The sequence below is a fragment of the Saccharibacillus sp. JS10 genome (genome assembly GCF_024436065.1).
In the GTDB taxonomy this organism is placed as follows: domain Bacteria; phylum Bacillota; class Bacilli; order Paenibacillales; family Paenibacillaceae; genus Saccharibacillus.
In genome coordinates this window covers 931,289-953,847 of the sequence record NZ_JANFNS010000001.1, presented here as the reverse complement: position 1 = coordinate 953,847, position 22,559 = coordinate 931,289, and the positions used below count along the sequence as shown (strand labels likewise).

19 protein-coding genes and 3 tRNA genes are annotated in these 22,559 nt (G+C 44.3%); 16 read left to right on the top strand and 6 right to left on the bottom strand.

Features of this window, described 5'->3' with window-relative positions; all coding sequences use genetic code 11:
* The first annotated feature begins 103 nt into the window (after positions 1 to 103).
* The 6 genes from pyrF (at position 104) to NOM90_RS04330 (ending at position 5,325) form a co-directional block, all read left to right on the top strand.
* Positions 104 to 850, top strand: coding sequence for an orotidine-5'-phosphate decarboxylase (gene pyrF, locus NOM90_RS04355; protein WP_305120898.1), 747 nt, complete (start codon positions 104 to 106; stop codon positions 848 to 850).
* 30 nt (positions 851 to 880) lie between these two features.
* Entirely contained in the window at positions 881 to 1,522 is a 642-nt protein-coding gene (gene pyrE, locus NOM90_RS04350; protein ID WP_305120897.1) for an orotate phosphoribosyltransferase, read from the top strand.
* Between the two features lie 198 nt (positions 1,523 to 1,720).
* Positions 1,721 to 3,262, top strand: coding sequence for an ABC transporter substrate-binding protein (locus tag NOM90_RS04345; protein WP_255940240.1), 1,542 nt, complete (start codon positions 1,721 to 1,723; stop codon positions 3,260 to 3,262).
* A 65-nt stretch (positions 3,263 to 3,327) separates the two neighbouring features.
* A tRNA-Met gene (locus NOM90_RS04340) sits at positions 3,328 to 3,401 on the top strand.
* A gap of 48 nt (positions 3,402 to 3,449) precedes the next feature.
* Positions 3,450 to 3,523: transfer RNA gene (locus NOM90_RS04335), tRNA-Ile, on the top strand.
* 230 nt (positions 3,524 to 3,753) lie between these two features.
* Positions 3,754 to 5,325, top strand: a complete 1,572-nt coding sequence (locus tag NOM90_RS04330; protein ID WP_255940239.1) for a sensor domain-containing diguanylate cyclase — start codon at positions 3,754 to 3,756, stop codon at positions 5,323 to 5,325.
* A 76-nt stretch (positions 5,326 to 5,401) separates the two neighbouring features.
* Here the strand turns inward: NOM90_RS04330 and NOM90_RS04325 are convergent, their stop codons facing one another.
* Positions 5,402 to 6,577 (bottom strand): serine hydrolase domain-containing protein, encoded by a 1,176-nt coding sequence (locus tag NOM90_RS04325; protein ID WP_255940237.1) that lies wholly within the window; start codon positions 6,575 to 6,577, stop codon positions 5,402 to 5,404.
* Positions 6,578 to 6,764: 187 nt separating this feature from the next.
* Here NOM90_RS04325 and NOM90_RS04320 point away from each other — a divergent pair, with 187 nt between their 5' ends.
* On the top strand, positions 6,765 to 7,709 hold the full coding sequence (locus tag NOM90_RS04320) for a ring-cleaving dioxygenase (protein WP_255940235.1): 945 nt from the start codon (positions 6,765 to 6,767) through the stop codon (positions 7,707 to 7,709).
* A gap of 451 nt (positions 7,710 to 8,160) precedes the next feature.
* The gene (locus NOM90_RS04315) at positions 8,161 to 8,388 is read left to right on the top strand and encodes a hypothetical protein (protein WP_255940233.1); all 228 of its coding nucleotides are present in this window, start codon (positions 8,161 to 8,163) and stop codon (positions 8,386 to 8,388) included.
* A gap of 175 nt (positions 8,389 to 8,563) precedes the next feature.
* On the opposite strand, the gene NOM90_RS04310 is transcribed toward NOM90_RS04315, so the two are convergent.
* The 5 genes from NOM90_RS04310 to NOM90_RS04290 all read right to left on the bottom strand — a co-directional run bounded on the left by NOM90_RS04310 (position 8,564) and on the right by NOM90_RS04290 (position 10,801).
* Positions 8,564 to 9,190, bottom strand: coding sequence for an FMN-dependent NADH-azoreductase (locus tag NOM90_RS04310; protein ID WP_255940232.1), 627 nt, complete (start codon positions 9,188 to 9,190; stop codon positions 8,564 to 8,566).
* A 247-nt stretch (positions 9,191 to 9,437) separates the two neighbouring features.
* Positions 9,438 to 9,575, bottom strand: coding sequence for a hypothetical protein (locus NOM90_RS04305; RefSeq protein ID WP_255940231.1), 138 nt, complete (start codon positions 9,573 to 9,575; stop codon positions 9,438 to 9,440).
* Positions 9,576 to 9,600: 25 nt separating this feature from the next.
* Positions 9,601 to 9,960 carry a hypothetical protein gene (locus NOM90_RS04300; protein ID WP_255940228.1) on the bottom strand — a complete coding sequence of 120 codons (360 nt, stop codon included), beginning with the start codon at positions 9,958 to 9,960 and terminating at the stop codon, positions 9,601 to 9,603.
* A 101-nt stretch (positions 9,961 to 10,061) separates the two neighbouring features.
* A complete protein-coding gene (locus tag NOM90_RS04295; protein ID WP_255940556.1) occupies positions 10,062 to 10,433 on the bottom strand; it encodes a NucA/NucB deoxyribonuclease domain-containing protein in 372 nt (123 codons plus the stop codon).
* A 185-nt stretch (positions 10,434 to 10,618) separates the two neighbouring features.
* Positions 10,619 to 10,801: a hypothetical protein gene (locus NOM90_RS04290; RefSeq protein ID WP_255940226.1), complete on the bottom strand. Its 183-nt coding sequence runs from the start codon at positions 10,799 to 10,801 to the stop codon at positions 10,619 to 10,621.
* Positions 10,802 to 11,108: 307 nt separating this feature from the next.
* Between NOM90_RS04290 and NOM90_RS04285 the strand changes: the two genes are divergently transcribed.
* The 8 genes from NOM90_RS04285 to NOM90_RS04250 all read left to right on the top strand — a co-directional run bounded on the left by NOM90_RS04285 (position 11,109) and on the right by NOM90_RS04250 (position 22,559).
* Positions 11,109 to 12,926, top strand: a complete 1,818-nt coding sequence (locus NOM90_RS04285; RefSeq protein WP_255940224.1) for an APC family permease — start codon at positions 11,109 to 11,111, stop codon at positions 12,924 to 12,926.
* A 116-nt stretch (positions 12,927 to 13,042) separates the two neighbouring features.
* On the top strand, positions 13,043 to 13,285 hold the full coding sequence (locus NOM90_RS04280; protein WP_255940223.1) for a hypothetical protein: 243 nt from the start codon (positions 13,043 to 13,045) through the stop codon (positions 13,283 to 13,285).
* A gap of 440 nt (positions 13,286 to 13,725) precedes the next feature.
* Complete coding sequence (locus NOM90_RS04275) at positions 13,726 to 15,426, top strand: methyl-accepting chemotaxis protein (protein ID WP_255940222.1); 1,701 nt, start codon at positions 13,726 to 13,728, stop codon at positions 15,424 to 15,426.
* Between the two features lie 155 nt (positions 15,427 to 15,581).
* Positions 15,582 to 15,664 (top strand) — tRNA-Leu (locus NOM90_RS04270).
* Positions 15,665 to 15,813: 149 nt separating this feature from the next.
* Positions 15,814 to 16,971, top strand: coding sequence for a glycoside hydrolase family 88/105 protein (locus NOM90_RS04265; protein ID WP_255940221.1), 1,158 nt, complete (start codon positions 15,814 to 15,816; stop codon positions 16,969 to 16,971).
* A gap of 115 nt (positions 16,972 to 17,086) precedes the next feature.
* A complete protein-coding gene (locus NOM90_RS04260) occupies positions 17,087 to 19,393 on the top strand; it encodes a helix-turn-helix domain-containing protein (RefSeq protein WP_255940220.1) in 2,307 nt (768 codons plus the stop codon).
* 432 nt (positions 19,394 to 19,825) lie between these two features.
* Complete coding sequence (locus NOM90_RS04255; protein ID WP_255940219.1) at positions 19,826 to 21,424, top strand: extracellular solute-binding protein; 1,599 nt, start codon at positions 19,826 to 19,828, stop codon at positions 21,422 to 21,424.
* 229 nt (positions 21,425 to 21,653) lie between these two features.
* Positions 21,654 to 22,559: an ABC transporter permease gene (locus NOM90_RS04250; protein WP_255940555.1), complete on the top strand. Its 906-nt coding sequence runs from the start codon at positions 21,654 to 21,656 to the stop codon at positions 22,557 to 22,559.

Sequence of the window (22,559 nt, the reverse complement as noted above, 5' to 3'; positions counted from 1 at the left end):
CATAACGAGAATACAGGCGCCATGCAGCATATTGCGGGCGCCTCTCGTATGCGTATAGAGATCCGTTTTCGCAAAAACTTCTTTACATTCAATGGAGGTACTGATGACTTCAATATCGACAACGCAACTGGCGCAGCGCTTAATGGTTGCACTTGATTACCCGGACGATACATCCGCGCGCGAACTGATTCGCAAATTGGAAGGCATTCCGTGTTATATGAAAGTCGGGATGCAGCTTTTTTATCAAGCAGGTCCAACCTTTGTACAAGAACTCAAATCGTTAGGCTATTCGGTCTTTTTGGATCTGAAAATGCACGATATTCCGAATACCGTCAAAAGCGGTGCAAATAGCATTACCAGACTTGGCGTCGATATGTTCAACGTGCACGCGGCAGGCGGGTCGGCAATGATGTCGGCAGCGATGCAAGGCGTAGAAGAAGCACTTGCCGCGCACCCTTTGCTGAATCGCCCGTGGGTGATTGCCGTTACGCAATTAACGAGTACGAATCAGCAGACAATGAATCAAGAAATCGGGATTCCGGGAACCGTGGAAGACGCCGTGATTCGGTATGCACAGTTGACCGCGCAAGCCGGGCTAAATGGCGTGGTCGCAAGCCCTCTGGAAGCTGAAGCGATCAAGAAAGCTTGCGGAGCAGACTTTTTAACGGTAACGCCAGGGATTCGCCCTGCCGGAAGTGCGGCAGACGATCAATCGCGTACCAAAACGCCGGGCGAAGCCATCTCAGGAGGCAGCGATTATATCGTAGTCGGACGACCGATTACCGCTGCCGCCGATCCAAAAGAAGCGACGCTTCAGATTTTAGAGCAAATGAGCCAAGCTTTGAACTAATCTTATATCGACAAACGGAGGATGATCACGATGAATACACAGTCTACATTGGAAGCGAAAATTGCAGCGGATCTGCTGAATATCGGAGCCGTAGCTTTAAAGCCGGATGAGCCTTTTACTTGGACATCGGGGATCAAATCTCCGATTTATTGCGATAACCGCTTGACGATGAGTTACCCGGAAGTCCGCGATCGGATTGCAGACGGTTTTGCCCAATTGATCAAAACTCATTACCCGGATGTAGAAATTATTGCAGGAACGGCAACAGCCGGTATTCCTCACGCGGCTTGGGTTGCGCAAAAAATGAATTTGCCTATGGCATACATTCGAGATAAAGCCAAAGGGCACGGCAAGCAAAATCAGATCGAAGGCATCATCGAAAGCGGCAAAAAAGTCGTCGTGATCGAAGATCTGATCTCTACCGGAGGCAGTTCGCTGAAAGCGGCTTTGGCTGTACGCGAAGTTGGAGCGAAGCCACTGGCGGTACTGGCGATTTTCAGTTATCAGCTGGATATTGCGACGCAAGCTTTCGCTGAAGAACAAGTTCCGCTTCAGACCTTATCGAATTATACGGCTCTGATGCAGACTGCACTCGAACTAGGAACCATTCAAGCTAGCCAAATGGATCTGCTAAAATCTTGGCGCGAAAATCCAAGTGAATTTGGAAAATAAAAAGCGAATCTACAATAACAGTCCCAAAGTCGGAATCTTATCTTAAGATTTCGGCTTTTTTGGTTAGTCGGTATCTGGACGCTATCTTCTTGATCAGGTAAGCTGACTTTATGGAATTCTTCGCTACGCAACTAATTTGCTAAATAATGCGTCCAATAGAAGGGGATGTGACCTAGACGATGAAAGGGGCAGAAGAGAATGAAAAATTTTTCTTGGAAAAAAATTGCGGCTGCCCTTGCGACAGTAATTTTGCTACCGGGATGCTTTTCGGGAGGTAGCGAACAACCGTCTGGGAAAACGCCAAGCAAACCGTCTAATGGAATAGAGCAAAAACCATCTAATGAACAAGGCACGCTACGAATCGGGATTTTGACGGGTGCCGCCGACGATCGTTATTACCGAGAAACCTATACCGATATTTATGAATATATGAATCCTGACTTAAACATAGAGATTGTTCCTGCGATTGATACGGATCGTTACCGTTATTTGGACCCGGATGCTCAAGATTACAAAAAAGAAACGCCTTTAAGCGAATTACAAAAGCTAGCGGACGGACAAGTCGATGTATGGATTCTTGATCCTGAGATGCTTCGTTCTGTGACGCAAAAAGGTTGGGCAGAACCTCTAGCTCCTTATATGCAGCGTACAGGCGAGTCGGAATCGGACTTCGCTCCTGCGGCAATCAATGGGCTTAAAGATCTCGGAGACGGGGAACTGTACGCGCTGACGCCAGATTACGCTTCGTCGGCTTTGTATTACAATGTCGATTGGTTTGAAAAAAATAATGTGAAATTACCGGAAGACGGAATGACATGGGATGAAGCTTTTGCTTTGGCAAGAGCAGCGAGTGGCGAAGACGAGCAAGGAGAACCGCTATATGGTTTATCTTTTACACAGACATTGGAAGAAGATCCGTTATGGGCGATCCGTGCCTACACCGATCCTTTAGGATTATCGACTTTTGATCTGGAATCGGAGCAAATGACGGTAGATACACCGGAATGGCTGGACGCTTGGACAGTGCTTACTAATCTCAGTCAACAAGGCGCGATTCCGCTGGCATTGCGTCCGGGCACTGATCCGGATCACTATGATGTTTTTGGCGGAGATCTATTTTTAGGTGAAAAAACCGCAATGACGATTGCAGATAGCAGTTATGCTGCGAATCTACAAACCGCAACGCGTAATGCCGATCGGATACCCGATTTTAAGCCGTTCCGATGGGGCACGGTTACTTTACCTGTACATCCGGGCAAAGAAGGCATCGGTTCAGGCGTGCAACTTGGCGATACGTTCTCGATTGCCTCATCCAGTACACACAAAGAACAAGCATGGGAATTTATCCGGTTCGTGACAAGCGAGCGTATTCAGGAAATGGGGCTGCATGACGTCTACCGGATGCCAAGTCGTTTGCAAGCGATTGATTTGGAAGCGGAAGAACGTGGGTACCGGAGCCAAGCATTTACCCAGCTGCGTCCGTCCGAGCCGATTGCAAAACGAGAAGAAGAAGCGGTGCAAAGCAATTCGCAACTATGGCAGATCGGCAATACAGGCAAAGAATTGTTCCAACGCGTATTGCAAGGACAGATTTCGCCGAAACAAGCTTTAGAACAATGGGAAAACGATGGAAGTCGTTGGTTAAAAGGACCTTTCACCGATGACGGTACACTGACCTTTGTCGATCCGTTATCGCCTAATATTCAAGTTCTACAGTTACAGGACTCAAAAAAATCTTGACCAAGTTGGCAAAAAAAGTTATACTATTCATTGTCGCTGTTCAAAATGTTCAGCTTGTACAATGTCGCGGGGTGGAGCAGCTCGGTAGCTCGTCGGGCTCATAACCCGAAGGTCGCAGGTTCAAATCCTGCCCCCGCAATTACAGTTAGACTGTCCCAAATCGACTTTGCAGTCGCATTTGGAACCAGGGCCCTTAGCTCAGTTGGTTAGAGCTACCGGCTCATAACCGGTTGGTCACAGGTTCGAGTCCTGTAGGGCCCATCATGGTAAAAACCCTTGCGGCGCAAGGGTTTTTTTGTGTTTTTGGATAACTTGATCATTTAAACCATACATGACAATATACATATTATTCTTGAAGCAACAATTTTATTTATTTATAACTACCTTCTCAGAAATTTTTTCCTCTATTACTGAACTAAATCACCTTTTATTTCCGATATATAAGAAAAGACCGCTTTGGCGGCTATCTTGCTGTCGAGGAGAACGTGATTATGAAAAGGGGTTCGGGAAAAGTCACACAAGGAATCAAAATGTCTACGGTGATCGGGTTATTATCGGTAGTTATTCTGCTTTCGGCAGCGGGAGTCGGTTCGTTTGTGAGTTACATCAATGGACGAGATGCTTTGGCGACGCAGACGTTGCAGTTAAACGAATACCATGCTCAAGAACTAGCGAGAATTGGAACCACATCGATTGCCAATATGCAAAGATCTTTAGCAGAATCGGCTTCTTATGCGATGTCTATGCCTTTAACACCGGAGATGACACAAAGCAATTTGGATTATTTTAGAAAGTCGAGCGGTTTTTTTAATTCAGTCGTTATTATCGATGCAAGCGGGATTTTAACGTACAGTTCACCCAATCTTGGAATTACAGATGGTCGGATCAAGACGCCGCAACTTTTACAAGCATTATCTGCTAAAATTCCGACCATCTCGGTTCCTTATATCGCGCCGACTGGACGTTATTTGGTGACCGTAAGCGAGCCTTTATTTTCAACAGACGGGGTATATCAAGGGATTCTTGCCGGTTCGATCTATTTAAAAGAAGAAAATCGGTTAGGTGAAATTCTCGGCACGCAAAGCCCCAAAGGCGACGGTTCTTATTTTTATGTCATCGACGACTCCGGCAAATACATTTACCATCCCGACGAAAGACTGATTGGCAAAGAAATTACAGATCAAGCGATTCAGGATATTTTTTCAAGCGGTGGCGTGGGTTCATCTTCTATTGTGCAGTCAGATGGCAATCGATATTTAGCCGGTCATGCTTCGATCGATCAGACGGGGTGGTGTGTGATTTTTCAAACTCCGTACGAGAATGTCGTGCAAGCGGCAAAACTTTCGACGTTTGAGACGAGTCTCTACATGTTGCCTGGAATCGTGCTCGTATTACTGTTGACTTTGTATGTTTCTCATAAGTTGTCGATGCCGCTCTACACACTTGCCCGATATATCGAGCATATGGCGAACCGTCGAGCGCCGGAAGAAGTACCGAACGTGCAAGATTGGAACTATGAGACGAAAATGCTCAAAGAAGCAATCTTACTTGCGGAAAATAAAACTCGCGAAGCGGAAGCCTTTTTGCTCAAAGAAGCCAATCATGATCCGTTAACAGGTCTGTTAAATCGTCGAACGTTGGAAGGTTTAACGAACGAGTGGATGCAGCAAAACAAAAAGTTTTATATCGTTTTTCTCGATATTGATTATTTCAAATCGATCAACGATACGTATGGGCATCAAAAAGGGGACGAAGTGCTTAAAAAAATCGCGATGATCTTATCTGAACAAGTGGGTTTGCATGGTCATTGTTTCCGCTATGGCGGGGAAGAATTTGTCATCTTGCTTTCACACGATAACGAAGCTGAAGCTTTTGCTCTTGCCGAGCAGATTCGTTTTATTGTAGAGCTTAGCGAAATGCCGGTTCCGCAAAAAATAACGATCTCTTTAGGAGTTGCCGCACGCGATCAGGAAGTAACTGCCGATCGATTGTTTGAAAAAGCAGACCATGCCTTATACGAAGCCAAAGAGTCGGGACGTAACCAAAGTGTATTGGTGAAATAACGTTCAGACTTATAAAAAAAGCTCGCTTGGAAACGTTACGTTTCTTATAGCGAGCTTTTTGCGTTTTACTGATTTTTTAAAAAGCTGAAAACACGATATTACGTAACTTTCTTGTGATCGGCAGCGTACCCGCATCTCTTTTTTGGATCATGAATAAGAAAGTAAGCTTTTCTTGCGGGCTATTCGTGAAATAAGCGCCCAACCAACCGTCCCAGCCATATTCGCCTTGATGCCCGATCAATCCCGATTGCCCAGAATGGGTCAAGATACGCATCTGGTTGCCATAACTATGTCCGATTGCCGAATATCCACTGTCAAAAGCTTGCTGCTGAGCAGGAGTCAAACTAGGTGCTGTCATTTTTTGAATCGTTTTCGATTGTAAAAGAGTATGCCCGTTCCAGCGACCTTCTTGCAGCAGCATCGTCGCAAACTTCGCATAATCGCCTAAAGTCGAAGCCAGACCCGCACCGCCGGATTCAAAAGCAGGTTCGCGATCGAAATGATGATTGATCCCTAAATGGTCGTCGCTATAGAGTTTGAGTTTGCCTGAGCCATCATTTTGAACCGTTTTCGCTAAACGGCTGCGTTGTTCTTCAGATAACCAAAATCCAGTATCCTTCATCTCTAAAGGTTCAAAAAGTTCTTGCTGCAAAAACTCCCCAAAACGCTGTCCGCTTACCACTTCAACGACGGCACCTAATACGTCAGCGGAAGTCCCGTAAGTCCAGCTAGAACCAGGTTCAAAAGCCAATGTTCCTTGTCCAAGACGCGAAGCGAATTCTAACGTGCTGACCGGTGTATCGCTGCGAAGACGTGCATTCGTATCTTGGAATAAAGCTTCGGTATACTGACCTGTTTGATTTTCTCCGCCGTACATTAAACCGGAAGTCATATGTAGTAGATCTTGAATCGTAACTTCTCGCATAGGAGCGACCGTTTGCCCGTGTTTTTCAACCTTAACCTGCTTAAAACTCGGAATGTATAGACTCACCGGATCAAACAAATCAAGTTGTCCGCGTTCAATCAGCATCATAACAGCCGTTGCGGTAACGGGTTTACTCATCGAATATAGACGGAAAATCGTATCGCGCCGAATCGGAGTATGGTCGCTAAGATCGGCAAACCCGTCTTCATGATAAAAGATTTCTTTGCCGTCCTGAAGAACCATCAAGTTGGCGCCTGCAATTTCGTGATTTTCAATACTTGAACGTAACGCTTGTTTTAAACGTGTAGCTATAGAAGATTCCAGCATAGTCAGTCATTTGCTCCTTTATAATCAGATCTGCGTAAATTGTAAGCCGATTTTTCGGGTTTGTCGACATTTTCCTATATTTCCCGGGGAATGTATTGACAGTGTTTATGATTCGTACTAGTATAATTACAAAGATAATACTTTTAATTAAAGATTCTTTATATAAAAATAAATGGAGGTTTTGAACATGGAACAAAAGATTGCAGGGATTCACCATATTACAGCGATTGTCGGGCATCCTCAGCAAAACGTTGATTTTTACGCGGGAGTACTTGGACTTCGCTTGGTTAAACAAACGGTCAATTTCGATGATCCCGAAACTTATCATTTGTACTTTGGCGATGAAGGCGGAAAACCGGGAACGATCATTACCTTTTTCCCATGGGTGAATGCGTATCGAGGGCAGATCGGTTCAGGGCAAGTAGGTGTCACTTCGTTTGTCGTGCCAGTTGGTTCGTTGCCTTTTTGGAAAACAAGATTGAGTTCTTTCGAAATCGAAGTCCAAGAACAAGAGCGTTTCAATGAGCAGGTTCTTCAATTTGAAGATCCGCACGGTCTGCGTCTGGAACTGGTAGAACGGGAAGGCGGAGAACTCAATAGCTGGACATTCGGAGGCGTAACGCCGCAGACGGCTATCAAAGGATTTGGCGGAGCAACGCTACTTTCTACACAACCACAGAAAACAGCGGAATTATTGACTTCGGTGATGGGACTTGAGTATATCGGAGCAGAAGGAGATTTGGCTCGTTACCGTGCAACGTCGGATATAGGCAATGTGATCGACTTGAAGTTGACTCCTGCTGCGCGAGGTACGATGGGCGTAGGAACGGTACATCATATCGCTTGGAGAGCGACGGACGATGCCAACCAACGTGAATGGCAAGATTGGGTTGCCGATCATGGATACGTAGTGACCGCGGTACAAGATCGCAATTATTTTAACGCGGTCTATTTCCGGGAACACGGCGAAATTTTATTTGAGATCGCGACCGACCCACCGGGATTCGCTCACGATGAAACGTTTGAGACGATGGGCACTGAATTGAAATTACCGGCACAATACGAACGGTATCGCGAGCAACTTGTGCAATCGCTGATTCCTATTGAGGTACGCGAACTCAAAAGCGAATAAAACTTTCAAAATTAAATAAAAATAAAACCTGTATCCTAGTAGATACAGGTTTTTTGTATGAATAGAAGTTAATTAATTGAAAAGCTTCAAAATCAGACGAAAGATGCCGAAGATGAGTTTAGGAGCCCACATGAAAAGTTCGATCAAGAGCTGGATCCATTCTACGCGATCGTCTTCTCCGGATTTGTAACCTCTACGTCGCCTTGATCCCCATCTGCTCATTCTTTTCGCTCCTGTCGATTTAGAATATTTGGAGTGTGTTGCTTGCTGATTATAACCCATTAATATACCCGATTTTAGAAGTTCGAAACGCTTTTCGTACGAAATAAATTTGCTTTTTGTCGTAAGGGAGTGCTACAGTTAGGATATTGCAAAAGGAGTACAACTTGATAGCCGTGCTTATTCAACAGTTCGGACTGTCCGTTTGTGGATCCTTATTAAGGAGACTCATATGGAAATTGAAGAACGGAACGTAATGAAGGTGCACGCGGATTTGCAGCGCATTTTTACGAACGGATATTTCGTCGTGATTCGAGTTTTTCATTCAGACGAATTATTTGTGGGACAAATTACGCAACTCGATCTTGAAGGCGGCAAGCTGACGATTGGCAAATGGGGAGAATTGAAGGAACTTTCTATTGAAGACATCTCTAGCACAGAAATTCCTGGCCACCTGTAATTCACAAACTCAATGACACCTTTGTCTTATATAGTTAGCTCGACATCTTTTTTGGGAAGATGCAGCTTTATTTTGAAAGCTTCGTTCTTTATGAACGAAGCTTTTTTTATGATTTCTAAACATAAAAACTCAAAAAAAGCCCCGCCGAAGCGGAGCTTTTTGTAAAAAAGAGGTCTTAGAATTTTGCAGCCAATTCAGCCGCTTTGTTCACGCCTTCTTCGATGATCGAAGCTGCGCGATCTGGGAATTGGTTGTGTCCTTCGATCACAACAACTTCTGGGTTTTGGATACCCCAGAATGCCAGAACGTTTTGAACATAGTTCAAAGACATTTCCATGCCGTTCATAGGCTCGATGGAGTAAACGCCGCCACGTGCTTGAAGCAGAGCGATTTTTTTGTTTTCAACCAGACCTACAGGGCCTTCAGCTGTATACTTGAACGTTTTACCTGCTTGGTTCAGGTAGAACAGGTAAGTCAGCAATTGAGCTGGAATCGTGAAGTTCCACAGCGGGAATGCGAATACGACTTTGTCAGCGCCCAGGAATTGATCCAGGTAAGTGTTAGCCAGACCCGCAAGGCGTTGTTCTTCAGCAGTTGCTTCCATGCCTTGAGCTGCTTTGAACAGACCAGTCATCATATCATTATCGTAGTAAGGAAGATCAGCTTCGAACAAGTTCAGTTCAGTAACCATATCTTCTGGGTGAGCAGCTTTATAGCTTTCTACGAAGCTGTTGTACAGTTGTACCGTTGCCGATTGATCGGCTGGGCGGTTATTAGCTTTAACGAAAAGAACGTGGGACATGAATAAATTCCTCCTGAACAATATCTTTTGTATTAACTTTCTTAATTATAGTATACAAATTAAAGGTAAGTGTCAATAGTTTTTAAAAAGAAAGCAAGCTTTTAAATTTTAATCGGATTTTCAGGTTTCTATCAGGTGGATTTAAGCTTAAGTGGATATATTAACGATACAACCCCTCTGTAACATAGACTTTAGCCCCGATGCCTAGGCACCGGGGCTCTTTTTTTGCTTTTTTATCGAAAAATACTTATAAGAAGAATGAAAGACCAACAATTACAGCAACGGAGCCGAGAGTGAAGTACATAATCGTACGTAACTCGCGGAACATGAGCAGGCCTTCTTGCTTGTGGTGTTCTTCTGTACGATCCAGTGTCCCTTTAGACATCGAAAATTCCTCCTTTCCGGAGCAGTTAAATTCGGTGACTTTCGCTAAAAAAATCAAGGAAAGAACACCTGAATTTCAGTGGCCTGAGCATCCGGTGTTTATATAGGATCGGAATTCGCGAATCGGCATAGCTGCATAACAACGCAAAACCAAATACAAGAAGCCATACTAAAGTCGAAGCTTCGCTTATAATAGTCGATAACAGATGAGGATAAGAAGAGGACGGCATATCGTAATGATGCTTCGTGTAAGCGGTATGATGAAACTCAGCTTCTGAAGCAATGATTTCGGAAGTGGACAGACGAACATCCGGAAGTAGCACAAAAAGCAGGCATAATAAGATCACAATAAATGAAACAGCAAATCCGCTTCGCCTACGATTCATGAAACGACCTCCTTCCGAAAATCAAAATATACGTTCCTATTTATTATGGGTAAAAGCCAAAAAAGCGTCAAGATTAAAGCAATAAGCATAAGACTAAGAAATTATTTGAACTTGAACTTCACTCTTGTTCCGTCTGGATAGTCTTCTAAGGTGTTGCCAATCCAAGAACCGGCTCCTCGATTGTCTGAAGGCGTGACATATTCGATATCTGCGCCTGTACCGCCTTCTTCGCACATTGCCATCGGCCATTCATCGCGGTCATAGCCTTTTTTCGTCGGGATGCCGCGCAGCGACTCTTGACGGTTCTGCTTGGCACCATTGCGATCGATCGTACATACCGCTGCTTCGCCTTCACGGATTGCTTTTTGAATATGAGCCGCTGTTTTTGGATAGCGATCTACCGGAAATTCAACAGTAACGACTTCACCGCTTGGCGAAGTTGATCCACCGAAATCAATAGAAGTATCCAACATAGGACCGATGACTTTATATAGTTGAGGCGCGAATATAGCGAGTACAATAGCCAGTGCAATCGTAAGTAACGAAGGGGCACGGTTCTTTTTTTTGCGTGATCTTTTGTTGCTCAAATGAATAAGCCTCCTTATCCGGTAGTGAAGCTTCATTATACCGGAAAGGAGGCTGTATTGCGTATGAAAGTTTACTTATCGTATTCTTCCGAATCTTCGGGATCGACAATCAGGCTTTCATCGCTGGTCATATTGTCTTTGGTCAACTTTCGGAATGCGCCGGGATCGGTATCCTCGTAACGGGGATCAGCTTCAGGAATACCATCAGGACCGGGTCCTTTGTCTATAATATCGGCTTTTGGATCTCTGCTCATGTTCCTCACCCTTTCTAACGGATTATTAAAACCATACACGTTATAAGCTTTAATGAAACATCATGTAAAAATGGTTTCCAGTCTTTTTACAAATGGCGTATACTCGCGTGCGAATGAGATTGAACGCGCTGGGCTTTGAAGAATATATCCCTTAGTTTCAAAGTGTGACAAAAGGGGCGAAAATGCGCGAAAACGGCTTTCTTTTCAGATTGCTAAATAGATGTAAAATCCTTAAAGTAAAGCGGTAGATTCAACAAAAATCACACTACAATTTACAACATCAACCTAAAGAAGGAAGTCACGAACCATGACAGGCAAAATTAAAAGACTTTTGATCGGTAGACCGATGAAGTCGAATGAACTTGAGGGCGAAAAACTCAGTAAACTCAAAGCATTGGCGATTCTTTCGTCAGACGCATTATCTTCCGTTGCCTACGGAACCGAACAAATCTTGCTTGTCCTCGTTCTGGCTGGAGCCGCTGCGCTCTGGTACTCACTGCCGATTGCATTGGCGGTTCTGGCTTTATTGACTATTCTCATCGTGTCTTATCGTCAAACAATTTTTGCTTACCCAACCGGTGGCGGCGCTTATATCGTTGCCAAAGACAATCTCGGTAAATTTTCAAGTCTGATTGCCGGCGGTTCGTTGCTCGTTGATTATATTTTAACGGTAGCGGTTAGTTCTTCGGCGGGAACGGATGCGATCACCTCGGCATTCCCAATTCTCCATGATGACCGGGTCCTGATCGCATTAGCGATGATTGTATTTTTAACTCTAATGAATCTACGCGGTGTAACGGAGTCGGCTTCGGTATTGGCGATTCCGATCTATGCGTTCGTCGTTGCTATTTTCTTATTGATTATCGTCGGAACGATCAATTATTTGGCCGGAGGTGCTGCAGCGGCGGCTCCGCAGATTGAAGCGACGGTATCGAATGTCAGTTTGTTTTTACTATTAAAAGCTTTTAGTTCCGGATGTTCGGCTTTGACCGGCGTAGAAGCAGTCTCCAATGCGATTCCCAACTTCCGCGATCCAGCACCCAAAAACGCAGCTTCAACGCTGATTATGATGGGCCTGATCTTAGGCGGAATGTTTACAGGGATTACGTTACTTGCTTATTGGTACGGAATTGCTCCGGACGAAAAGTCGACGGTTATTTCTCAAATTGCAGAAGCGACATTCGGTAGAGGCTGGATGTACTTCGTGATACAAGGCGTAACCGCATTGATTTTGTTTTTGGCTGCGAATACGGCTTACTCGGCATTTCCGCTGCTTGCTTTTATGTTGGCAAAAGATAAATATTTACCGCATATGTTTATGGTGCGCGGCGATCGTCTCGGATTTTCGAACGGAATCATTTTTCTTAGTGTGATGTCTGCGATTCTTGTGGTCGCTTTTAAAGGAAATACGGATAGTTTGATTCCTTTGTACGCGGTTGGCGTATTTATTCCATTTACGTTGTCGCAACTTGGGATGATGATCCGTTGGATCAAACACAAGCCGAAAGGCTGGCAAGGGAAACTTGTCATCAATACGATCGGGATGCTGACAACCTTGTCGATTACGTTGATCTTTGTATTCACTAAATTTGCGCAGGTTTGGGTTATCTTTATTTTCTTGCCGATTGTCGTCTATCTATTTGCCAAAATTTATCGTCATTACGCGAACACTGCGGACCAACTTCGGATCGATCTGGCTGTAGACAAACCTTGTGTAAAAGGCAACACGGTCATTATTCCGGTATCGGGCATTACGCAAGTTGTTCGTCATACGGTCAGTTATGCCAAAACACTGTCGGACAGCGTAGTCGCCGTCTATATTGGATTTGATGATGAATCGATTCGGAAGATGGAAGAAAAGTGGGCAGAATGGGACCCGGGTATTCGCTTGATCGTGCTCAAATCGCGTTATCGGAGCATTTTACGTCCGCTGCGTAAGTTTATTGATACCGTAGAGTGGAAAAAAGGCGAACATGATAATATCACGGTGCTGATCCCGCAATTTATTACGAAGCATTGGTGGGAAGCTGTTTTGCACAATCAGACCAGTATCATGATGCGCGCTTATCTGCTGAATTATAAAGACGTCATTGTAACGACAGTTCCTTTCCATCTGCACAAATAAATGATCTTAAGCAAGCTGTTGAACTTCGTTCAGCGGCTTTTTTTAAAACTTGTAAAAGAACAAACGTTCGCATATAATATAAGTAGAACACAAGTTCGTATTGAAACGGAGGGTTGATGATGCCAACGAAATATGTAGGCGAAGTCGTAGAGATTGTATACATGGACAAAGAAGGGCGGTTAACGCAGCGGCGTATCGAGGTGCATGGGATTCGAGGAGATCGAGTATATTCAACTTGTTTAAGAAGCGGAGAACGTCGTACATTTCGTCAAGATCGGATCTTGGCTTGTCGACCTTCCGCATTTCGAAGAAGTGAACAGACTCGGCAACGGCAAGTTGCCAAAAGTAGCGGTAAGTAAATAGAGCTTCATTCTATAGATACACATAAAAAAGACCGTCCCGGAGGACGGTCTTTCTACCCGTGGCGCTATTGCTTTCTTTGCTTTCGTATCCCGCGCCACCGTGCGATCTCTACTTAAAGAGCTGCTCCGGCTTGGGTAAGGGATACGCTCAGCATACTGTTACAGATGTGAACGCACCTCCTTTCGTTTGAAGTTATATTACCATACTGACTACAAAAAACAACCCTTTTTTTAATAAAGTTTTCCAATATTTTGTTCAAACTATTAAGATGTAAAAAGATGAAAAATTCACAATAAGTATATAGAACGAATTACATACATATAAACAAACAACACTCATTCTTTTTTTGAAAGTAGCTATAAAAAAATGACGAATTTCGTCGATAATAAATAAAGTCTATGTTGAATAAATAGAGAATAATAAGGGAGAGAAACAAATGAAACGTTCGATTCAAACGAAGTTATTAAGTGGTTTTCTAGGCGTTATTATCTTGCTTATTGTGGTTGGGGTTTTGGCAATTAGTAATTTGAATAATTTGGGCGACCAATCGAAAGCAATCAATGAAAAGTGGATGCCTAGCGTTACGCTTCTTGGAACCATGAACGGCGACGTTTCCGACGTAGAACGATTGGTATTAAATATGATGGTAGAAAGCCGTTCAAGCAATTATTCAGAAGTTGAAGATCAATTCACAGCTCTTTTGACTAAAATCGCAGGAGAAAGAGAACAACTGCAAAAACTACTGATTAGCGATGAAGAAAAACAATTATACGAAAAGTTTTCGACAAACTATGATGCTTATATCAATGCAGTACCTGGGTTGATGAGCGCTTCGCAAAACAATAACGCAGAAGCAGCGCGCGATACGCATCGTGAAATTTTTGAAGCATGGAATACGGCAAATAGTACGATTACAGAGTTAATTATATTAGACAACACAAAAGCGCAAGAGATGACGCAAGCCGCTTCTGAAAGAGCTGCTACCGCAAGCGTAATTATTTTGGTCACAAGCATCATTGCGATTGTGCTTGCGGGATTGATTGCGGTTGTGTTGGGTCGAATGATTTCTGTCCCTTTGAAACGCGTTCAACAAGCCGCAGAGCGGATTGCAGATGGCGATCTGACAGGGGAACCGATCCAAGTCCGCAGCCGCGACGAGATTGGCGCATTGGCTACATCGTTTAACGCGATGAGTGTAAGCCTGCGCGATTTACTTGAAGCTGTTGCGGCGTCTTCTGAATTGGTTGCTGCATCTTCGGAAGAACTTACAGCAAGCGCGGAGCAAAACAAACAAGCTTCTGAACAAATTGCGGCTACGATTCAGCAAACAGCAAGTGGTACGGTGCGTCAAGTTGATATTGCGGAAACATCTGCGCAAGCGATGCAAGAAATGTCGATCGGAGCCGATCAAATCGCAGAAAGAGCGCAGACGGTATCTACTTCTGCTGCTGAAGCCGCAACGAAGTCCGAAAGTGGTAATGCGGCGATTCGTGAAGCGATCACGCAAATGGACTCGATTCGCGAGTCTGTTACTTCGATGAGTGCTGTTGTCAAAGAACTGAGCGTACGTTCAAGCGAGATCGGCATGATCACGAATGAGATCACAGCCATTTCCTCGCAAACGAACTTGCTTGCGCTCAATGCAGCGATTGAAGCCGCTCGTGCTGGCGAAGCTGGACGAGGATTTGCGGTCGTGGCGGATGAAGTGGGTAAGTTGGCTCAACAATCGTCGGAATCGGCAAAACGGATTACGGATCTCGTTTCCTTGATCCAAGCCGATACGAACAGTGCTATTGATGCAGCAGAGTCCAATGACCGCGAAGTGTACAAAGGGATCGAAATGGTTTCGGCTGCTGGCGAAGCATTTGAAAACATTTTGGAGTCGGTTGGCAAAGTTGCCGGAGACATCGAAGAAGTTTCGGCGGGCGCGCAGCAAATGTCCGCAAGCACGACTGAGATTTTGAACTATGTGAAGCAAAGTTCGACGATTGCAGGAGAAGCTTCTTCTGGAATGACTCAAGTATCCGCAGCGACTCAAGAACAATTGGCTTCGATGGAAGAAATCGCGTCCTCGTCGTCTTCTTTGTCTGAGACGGCGGAGCAACTTTACAATAACGTAAGCCGTTTTAAAATCTAAAAATTGTCTGTTTGAATGAATTTGTATCAGTCAACTCTTGTTCAATAATGGTTTCTTTGAAAACAAGAGTTGATTGATATGGTTTTTTTGTTGACATAGTCAGTAACCACGTGATATGATCTTTGAAGTCGGCGATCAAAGAAAGTTTTGAGTGAGCCGGGGTGGTGGAATGGCAGACACAGCAGACTTAAAATCTGCCGGGAGTACTCCCGTACCGGTTCGAGTCCGGTCCTCGGCATCCGAATTCGTAAGCGAAGCTTCCAGACTGTTTATCAAAAACAGTTTGGAAGCTTCGCTTTTTTTGTGTGAAATAACTAATAAAATGATATAATAAAAATAAGTGAGAAAGCGCTTAATTACATAGAACAAGGGGATGAAAGCTTAATTATGAATCGTGACATCCATGCTCAGGAAAACTTCAATTCAGTACGTACGTCCAACGAGACCGATCAACAAACCATCATTGCCGCATTAGATAAAGTCACTCAACGACTCATGAATTTGCAACGTCCCGATAACGAAGAAGAATTAAAAGCAATGGATGGAGACCCGGAAAAGCGGGGATATTTTGCGCGTGATTTTGGAATGGATGTCTGGGACTGGCCGCAAGGGATTGGTCTTTACGGATTATCTAAAGTCGGTGTGTTTTTCAAAGACGACCGTTTTTCGAATTATGCCAAGCCGTGGATGGCGGATCGTCTAAAAGAAGGGCTTCCTAGCCGTAACATCAATACGACAGCGCCGCTATTATCGTTAATGGATTTACCAGAAGCCGAAGAGCTAAGTCTGGATTGGGTAAACTGGTTGATGAGCACGCTACCACGTACCGAAGAAGACGGTTACCAGCATGTCACTACAGGTGCTACTGCGCAAGAACTGACATTGAATGAAAATGAAATTTGGATCGATACCTTATTCATGTCGATTTTGTTCACCGCAAGAATGGGTGTGAAGTATGATCGCGCCGATTGGAGAGAAACATCCCTCCATCAATTGCTGCTACATATCAAGTATTTGTATGATCGCAAAACCGGACTCTTTTTCCACGGTTGGAACTTCACGGGGCGTCATAATTTCAGCGAAGCTTTTTGGTGTCGCGGTAACGGTTGGTTTACGCTAGGACTACCGGAATATATTGACTTGATGCGTCCATATTTAGACGAAGGTGTGCTGCTGTATTTAACGCAAACCTTCCGTTCGCAAAGTGAAGGCTTGCTTTCGTTGCAACATGAAGACGGCTTGTGGTCAACCTTGTTAGATGACTCAAGTAGTTATACCGAGACATCCGGATCTGCGGCTATAGCGGCAGGTATGCTGTTTGGTGTACGCCGAGGCTTGCTAGATGAGCGATTTGCTGAAGCAGCATGGAAGACCGTGTCGGCGGTCATGTCTAGAATCGGGGAAGATGGTTCCGTCGAAGGGGTTTCTGCGGGCACGCCGATCGGTAAGCTTCGCGAAGATTATGCGAACATCGTTACGGCACCAATGGCATATGGCCAGGCTCTGACCATTGCTTTGCTTGGTGAAGCACTGTACCGAAGCTGATTACCCCTTTTGTCACTGTCCACGGTTTAAATGGTTATGATATAATGGCGGGAACCTATTCAGAAAGAAGACGAAGCTTTGGCTATTCTCGTCTTCTTTAAGGTTTGCCGTCTATATGACGCTGTCTTCGATTCAAATGGATTTGGATCGTACCATGCCAGAAGGGAGTCGACCTTTGTCTAAAACTTGGTATCGACGGCTGCTGCTGTCTTATTTTCCGATTTTTTTATTTACTGTAAGTATTCTTATCTTTGCTTCTTTCGTATTCGTCAACGATATTTCAAGGCAAGAAACAAAAAAAGCAGATGCCGTGGCTTCTCGTTATCTCGTAGACAATATAGATCGAGTGGTACGTGAGACCGAAATGCTTGTTTTGGATAATGTGGAAAATGTCTCGGCATACAAAATGTATTTCAGCGAAAATCAAAGTGCGGGAACGATCGATACAAATATTTATACGATCGCACGTAATTTACGCAATTTGAGCGATGCTTCAAATTACATTGAGTCTGTTTATTTGTATGATCCCAAAAAGAATATGGTCTTAACGCAAAGCGGAAGAACGCAAGCTTCCGGATTTTTTGATGCCGATTGGTTAAAACAGATAGACTCTGGCAAATTAAAAAGTGGTTGGCAGCCTCTTCGCGACTATATGCCTGGACTTGGATCGCGGCCGATTCGCGTGCTCACGATCAATAAAGGAATGCCTCTTCCGTTCGGAACGGAAGGTGCACTTGTCATTAACTTGAAAATGAGTGCATTGGAACAATTAGTCGACAATCGAGTAAACGAACAATTGTCATTTGTCACGATTAAAGATGCAAATGGTGAAACCGTGTACCAAGCCCATTCAGAATCTTCACATGGTAAACCGCTAAATGAATTGCAATTGAATCGATTAGGTTGGACATTCTCTAGTGGAATCAAAGCGGCAGGCTTATTCGGATGGGTATCGGTGATCTCGTATCTTTGGGTTGCTGTAGCGATCGGAACCGTCGTGTGCGCTATTTTATATCTTATTTATATTACCCGCCGTAATTACAAGCCGGTTCAAGTCATTATGAACCGGATCGAAGCGTATCAAATTCGGGCGATGGATCAAAATGGCAAGCGAACCGATGAACTGAAGCTAATTGACGATGTACTCGAAAACTTAATTCACCATACACAAGATTACGAACAGAAAAACCGCGAGAATCAATTGCTACAGCGAAGTCGTTTGTTTACCGAATTGCTTCGAGGCGAAAGTTCTGAACAAACGATTGATCGATTGGTGAATTTTTCACCATTGATTCAGGTTGTACCGGATTCGCGTTTTGCAGTCGTAGTGAACGAGATCGAACGATACGAACATGTTTTTCAAGAACGATATACAAGAAGCGATCAAAATACGCTGAAATACGCACTCATTAACGTTTTCCAAGAGCTAGTCAGAGGATTTAACCTTCAAGCTTGGGCGGAGTGGGTAGGCGGTGATCGACTGGTTGTCATCGTGTTAACAGAAGAAGCGGCTACTCAGACCAAAGAAGAACTGCGTCAGCTCGCAGAAAGTTATCGAGAATGGGTAGCGGAACATTTACGTTTATCGATGAGCTGTGCAATCGGACCGATTGTTCAAGGAACTGAACAAATTCAAACGTCGTATGAAGCTGCTGAATCGATGATGCGCCATAAGTTATTGTTGAATCAAGACGTAATGTTAGCAGATGCCGAAGATTCAGCACCTAAATTGTTAGAAACGTATCGGTATCTACAAACGATTGCTGAACTCGTCAAACAATTTAGAATGTCTAATGGACAATGGCGCGAGCAATTGGAATTGTTGTTCGATGCGTTCGAACGAGATTTTGTTAAAGACGAAGCGATTCGTTCCTTGATCCAAGCATTGCTGCAAATGTTGGGTCGTGAAGTCGCAGTCATGTCTGAAGAATTAGAACAAGGATTATCGAGTGAGCGTGTCGCAGAGCTTGAACGCCGGGTGCAAGACGCAGGAACCTTGTCTGAAGTCAAAGACACGTTAGAAGAGCATCTGACCGATCTATTCCGACTCTACGTATCCGCAAGCGAAACGAAAAGTTATCGGGCGATGGTCAGCGAAATGAAAACGTACATCGAAGAGAACTTTGCAAATCCAGATCTGTCTTTGAAGCATCTTAGCGATCGTTTTCAGATTTCTGGAAAGTATGCGAGTTATTTATTTAAAACGGAGTTTGATATGAAGTTTGTAGATTTCGTAACGGAGCTTCGAATGAAAGAAGCGGAGCGATTATTGGTCGAAACCGATTGTCCGCTTCAAGATATTGCGCTTCAGGTTGGATACGCCAATGCGATCACATTCGGACGTGTATTCAAGCGAATATCGGGAATTACACCCGGTGATTATCGCAGACAAAAACGAAATCAGTCCCCACTTGAAAGCTAACTAATTAGTGACATGAAAAAGCAGGTGTAATCGCGTTTCGTAAGAAGAAAAACCGTAGAGGATGTGTTTCTTTTTTAAGAAACCCTTACCTATGCGGTTTTTTTTGTGCCACAAATCTATCATAAAATGTAATGCGATTATAGTTTATTAGACGAAAATAGTTTGCTCTGTTTAGGATCACATATCATGTAAGCGATTTCTAAAGTCACTTTTTTACGAAAAAGAGCAGTTTGACGAAAAAGAGCAACTCAATAAACCGAAAGGTAGTTTTTGCCTAAAAACCGAAATCCGAAAGAGGTTTATTGCCAGATTTGCGAGTCGTGTGGAATACTTGGGTCACTCCTAATCGACAGGCAAACGATTAAACGTCAGTCACACGGAGTACAAGTTTTTCCGCATTCCTGCCATACCACAGAAAAAGGAGATGGGACGATGACACGGAACACGCGCAGAGGGGTCATGAAAAAAGCGATGGGGGCTGCACTCGCTACAGTAATGGGCGTTGCACTACTATCAGGTTGTAGCGGGGCTGCTAAAGATGATTCAGCAGCAACAGGCGCAACAGGCACAGATGGGAAACGCGTTACATTAAAGGTGGAAGTGTTCGACCGCGGTAACAGCCCGGCACCGTACACAATCACGAACAACTGGTTGACGCAATATGTACAAAAGGAGTTCGGCGATCCGAATAATATCGACGTCGAGTTCGTACCTGTACAACGTTCCGAAGAAACGACCAAGCTAAACGTGTTGATGGCAAGTGCAAGCGACGTACCGGATATCGTATTCGTTTACGATTCCAGCGTATTCTTCCGTTATGCACAACAAGGCGGCTTGACTGATGTTGGCGAATTGCTGAACACAGAAGGCGCCGATCTCAAAAAGTATCTGGGTGAGGACACACTGAAATTCGGTCAATTAGAAGGTAAACAGTTCGCGATTCCGGGTAAACGCGCAATCACTGGACGTTATGCTTCTTATATCCGTCAGGATTGGCTGGACAAAGTGGGAATGAAAGCTCCAACAACAACCGACGAATTGTATGACACATTGAAAGCATTCAAAGAAAAAGACCCAGCAGGTCTTGGTGACAAAAACATTCCTATGGGTATGGCTTTAGCGCCAGCTCAGTACGAAACACTGATCTATTCCTTCATCAAACCGATTAAAGGCGATCTGACTTACAGTCAACGCTATGAACTGCCGCTGCATGACGGATTCAAAGATGCAATGCAGTTCATGAACAAACTCTACAATGAAGGTCTGATCAGCAAAGACTTCAGTATCGATGAAGAAAAAGAACAATTGACTAAAGATATTCAAAACGGCAACGTTGGCTACTGGTCGGAAGACGTGGACAACTTGTTCTATGAAGATGGAACGCTCGACAACTTGACTGCTAACGTACCTGATAGCAAAGTTGAACCAATCGATGCTTACTCCAACCCGAACGAAGGCAACAAACACATCAAATCCCGCTACGGTTCGAATGGTATGTATATCATGATTCCGAAAAGCAGCGAACGTGCGGATGAAGCGGTTAAATACCTGAACTGGATGTCGCAAGGCAACAACATCATTACGATCTACAACGGTGTTGAAGGCGAAAACTACGACATGAAAGACGGTATCCCAGTTACGAAACCGGATGTAAGCAAAGAACTGCAAGACCGCGTATACAACGGCGGCGATATGGCGATTATCTCTAACGGTAAAGCAATCGGCGACGAAGCAACAAATGAAGCAGCTTGGGTTGCAGGTTTCCCTGTAAACAACCAAGAAATGCTGAAAAAATCGCTTGAAATTTCGAACACAGATACTGTAGGTCCTATCGTATTCGATCGTCCGATCGAAGCTGAGTCGAAATACGGCACAGCGTTGAACGATAAACTTAAAGTTCTGATCGTTCAAAGCGCAATGGCTCCTACAGATCAATTCGAAGCGGTATATGATCGTGAAATGCAAGACTTCATGAACATTGGCGGTTCGGAGCTGAAAAAAGAACTGGAAGCAGCATTGCAAGGACAATAATTTCTTTTAAGCACAACATCAACAAGCCGGGGTGAAAGGGGATGGAGCTTTCCCCCTGACGTACCGGGTAGAAGCTCAGTTTCTACCCGGTACAACCCTCGGTTATATTTTTATCGGGAGACGGCTCCGCCGCACCACCCAGATCAAGGTGCGGCAGAGCGGCCTCACCCGCCAGGAGGAGAATGACGTGACCAAAGCGAAAGCAACTTACTTAAACGGCACGAGTGAAATGAAACGTCGCTCGTCTTATATGAAACGGTATTGGCAATTATACGCGCTCCTTACGCTGCCGATCGTATACTTCTTAATCTTCCGCTATGGTCCAATGTATGGCGTGCAGATCGCGTTTAAAGATTTTAACTTATTCCAAGGAATCAACGGTAGTGAATGGATCGGGCTTCAAGCTTTCCGCGAAGTATTTGCAATGAACGACTTCTATACGACGCTTCGAAACACATTCATGCTTAATATTCTCGATCTGATCGTTTCATTCCCGGCGCCGATTATTTTGGCAATCATGTTGTATGAAATTCGTTCCAAACGATTCAAAAAGATTTCGCAAACCATTCTTTATATCCCTCACTTTATTTCTTGGGTGATCATCGGCGGTATCGTGTATCAATTGTTTGGTACACAATCCGGTATGGTCAACGAAGTATTACGTACATTAGGATTCCAAGCAATTCCGTTCTTGACTGAAAAAAATTCATGGCTGATTACGTACTTGTTCGCTGGCGTATGGCAAAGCGCAGGTTGGGGAACCATCTTGTATTTGGCTGCACTAACGGGTGTTAACAGAGAGTTGTTTGAAGCTGCTGATGTAGACGGAGCTTCGAGAATGAGAAAAATCTGGCATATTACATTGCCAAGTATTAGACCGACAATCGTAACGTTGTTGATTCTCAACTTGGGCAACATGGTAAGTATCGGATTTGATCGTCCTTATATCATCGGTAATACTGCGGTTCGCGAATATTCCGACGTGCTCAGCACGTTCGTTTACCGGATCGGTCTTGAATCCGGGCAATACACGCTAGCGACAGTTGTCGGTTTATTCCAAGCAGTTGTCGGATTGGTATTCGTTTTAGGTTCCAACTACATTTCCAAAAAAGTAACCGGAGACGGCATCTTGTAG